This window comes from Pseudomonas citronellolis (assembly GCF_029335315.1).
In the GTDB taxonomy this organism is placed as follows: Bacteria; Pseudomonadota; Gammaproteobacteria; order Pseudomonadales; family Pseudomonadaceae; genus Pseudomonas; species Pseudomonas citronellolis_A.
Genome location: NZ_JARJLT010000014.1, coordinates 1 through 3,097, shown reverse-complemented (window position 1 = coordinate 3,097; position 3,097 = coordinate 1). Strand labels below are relative to the sequence as shown.

Below are 3,097 nucleotides of genomic sequence, written 5' to 3'. Positions count from 1 at the left end.
GCCGCCGACCACGTTGAACACGCCGCGCGGCAGGTCGGTCTCGGCCACCAGGGCGGCGAACTCGAAGCAGTTGATCGGGGTTTCTTCGCTGGGCTTGATGACGATGGTGTTGCCGGTCAGCAGCGCCGGCGCCATCTTCCGCGCGATGAGGAAGAACGGGAAGTTCCACGGCAGGATGCCGGCCACCACCCCCAGCGGCTTGCGCAGCAGGAAGATGTGCTCGCCGACGCGGTCGCTGGTCAGCACCTCGCCCTCCAGGCGCCGCGCCCACTCGGCCATGTAGTCCAGGTAGTCGGCGGTGAAGGCCACTTCTACCTGGGCCAGCGCCGGCACCTTGCCCTGCTCGGCGGTGATGATCCGCGCCAGGCGCTCGGCGTTGGCCCGCACCTTCTCGGCGATCCGTCGCAGGTAGCCGGCGCGCTCGATGGCCGGCTTCGCCGCCCAGCCCTTCTGCGCCGCGCGGGCCGCGCCGACGGCGGCGTCGACCTGGGCCGAGGTGGCCTCGGGCACCCGCGCCAGCAGCTCGGCGTTGGCCGGGTTGCGCACCTCGATCAGCCCATGGCTGGGCACGAAGGCGCTGTCGATGTAGTTCTGGTAGGTCTTGATCTCGCTCATGCGAAGGTCTCCTGGGGCGATGGGGGCTCAGTTGGCCGCGGTCTTCTTGGCGGCGGCGAGCTGGTCCTGCAGGTCATAGGCGCGCTTGATCAGGTACTGGTGCACCGCTTCGGCCTGCTGCAGGTCGAGGTGGCCCTGGAACGACGGCATGCCGTCGGGGATGCGCCCGCCGTAGACGATGCCGAGGAAGCGCTGGTGGTTCTCGGCGCTGAGGGTGCGCAGGTCCGGCAGCACGCCGCCGCTGATGGCGTTGATGCCGTGGCACTGCGAGCAACTGGAGTTGAACAGCTCGCGGCCCTGGTCGATCTGCGCGGTGCTGGCGGTCAGCTTCGGCGGCTCGGGCTTGCGGTCGGCCCACTTGTACTTGGCCTCGGGCAGCGTGGCGCTGCCGCCGAGCTTGTAGGTGAGCACCTGGGCGTTGGGCTTCACCCCGGCGCGCAGCGACAGCGCCCCGGCGAAGGTCGAGAAGGCGCCGCCCCAGCCGGCCATGAAGGTCACGTACTGCTCGCCGTCCACCTCGTAGGTCACCGGCGCGGCCATCACCCCGGTGTTGGCCGGCGACTCCCAGAGCTTCTTCCCGCTCTCGGCGGCGTAGGCCACCACGCGGCCGTCGGCGGTGCCCTCGAACACCAGGTTGCCGGCGGTGCTCAGGGTGCCGCCGTTGAAGATGGTGCTGTACGGCACTTCCCAGGCGGCCCTCTGCTTGAGCGGGTCCCAGGCGATCAGCTTGCCCGACCAGGAGTCGGCGACCTTGCGCAGGCCGTCCGGGTCCTCGGGCATCATCCCGGTGTTGACGTCGAGCTGGTAGATGCTCTTGAACTTCGAGCGCGGCGGCGTGCCCTCCACGTCCTGGTAGTAGGCGGACATGATGTGCGCCGGGATGTACACCAGGCCGGTGGCCGGGTTGTACGACATCGGCTGCCAGTCGTGGGCGCCCCAGAACGCCGGCTGCACCAGGTGCGCCTTCTTCTCCGGGTCCTTCCAGTAGGCCGCGACCTTCTCGTCGACGATCGGCCGCCCGGTCTTCATGTCGATGCCCTTGGCCCAGTTCACCGGGATGATGTTCTTCGCCGAGAGCAGCTCGCCGGTGGCGCGGTCGATGACGTAGAAGAAGCCGTTCTTCGGCGACTGCATCAGCACCTTGCGCACCTTCCCGTCGATCGGCAGGTCGGCCAGCATGATGTGCGCGGTGGCGGTGAAGTCCCAGGCGTCGCCGGGGGTGGTCTGGTAGTGCCAGACGTACTCGCCGTTGTCCGGGTTGATGGCGACGATGGACGAGAGGAACAGGTTGTCGCCCTTGCCCTCGCTGCGGATGCGCGGGTTCCACGAGGAAGCGTTGCCCACGCCGATGTACAGCAGGTTCAGCTCCGGGTCGTAGGACATCGAGTCCCACACGGTGCCGCCGCCGCCCTGGATCGGGTACTGGTCGCCGAACCAGGTCTTGGCGGCGATCTCCATGCCCTTGCCCTTGGGCATTTCCTTGGGGTCGCCGGGCACGGTGAAGAAGCGCCAGTCCTGCTTGCCGGTCTCGGCGTCGTAGGCGGTGATGTAGCCGCGCACACCGAACTCGGCGCCGCCGTTGCCGATGATCACCTTGCCCTTCACGATGCGCGGCGCGCCGGTGATGGTGATGCTGCGCGAGGGGTCGGTGCGGGTGTCGACGCTCCACACGCGCTTGCCGGTCTTGGCGTCGATGGCCTCCAGGCGGCCGTCCAGCACGCCGACGTAGACCTTGCCCTTCCACACCGCCACGCCACGGTTCACCGCGTCGCAGCAGGCCTCGCCGGCACGGCTGCGGTCGGACTGCGGGTCGTACTTCCACAGCAGCTTGCCGTCGCGGGCGTCCAGCGCGTAGACGATGGAGAACGGCCCGGTGGTGTACATCACCCCGTCGACCACGATGGGCGTGGCCTCGACGCCACGGTCGATGTCCAGCTTGTAGCTCCAGGCCAGGCCGAGCTTGTCGACGTTGCCCTGGTCGATCTGCTTCAGCGGGCTGAAGCGTTGTTCGTCGTAGGTACGCCCGGTGGCCATCCAGTTGCCCGGCTCCTTGTCGGCGGCGCTGATGCGCGCGCCATCGACATCGGCCGGGGCGTCGGCGGCGTACAGGGGCTGCGCCAGGCCGGCGAGCAGCACGGCGGCGGCAAGGGTGGAACGGCGAAGGCGCAAGGCGGGGTGCAGGCGAACGGTAGGCGTGGTGAGGCCGGTCGAGCTCATGGAGGTTCTCCGATTCTTGTAGTTGCCGCGGATCGCTCGCCACGGCTTGCAAGAGCCAGAGCAACGGCTGTGCCAGCAGCGGGCGAAATGGCTGCAGGCCAGGGATGGCGGGGCTTGGCGAATTCGCCGAAGGGTGTGCAGCGGGCTGCGTGGCGCTACAGGTGTTGCGGGTGGGCGGCGCAGGTGTTGCGAGCGCGGGACGGTTTTTCGTAGGAGCGAGCTTGCTCGCGAATGGAACTCGTCGGCGACGCTGGTGCCTCGGCTT

At 68.7% G+C, this 3,097-nt stretch carries 2 protein-coding genes; both read right to left on the bottom strand.

Features of this window, described 5'->3' with window-relative positions; genetic code table 11:
• Positions 1–615, bottom strand: a 615-nt coding sequence (locus P3W75_RS00840; protein WP_276225472.1) for an aldehyde dehydrogenase family protein, incomplete at its 3' end; no start/stop codon positions are given.
• 27 nt (positions 616–642) lie between these two features.
• Positions 643–2,832 (bottom strand): PQQ-dependent dehydrogenase, methanol/ethanol family, encoded by a 2,190-nt coding sequence (locus P3W75_RS00835; protein WP_276225471.1) that lies wholly within the window; start codon positions 2,830–2,832, stop codon positions 643–645.
• Positions 2,833–3,097 lie beyond the last annotated feature (265 nt).

What these genes read in the sequence shown, in the direction of transcription:
- P3W75_RS00835 (WP_276225471.1), bottom strand. Translation starts at nt 2,832, where the DNA reads ATGAGCTCGACCGGCCTCACCACGCCTACCGTTCGCCTGCACCCCGCC.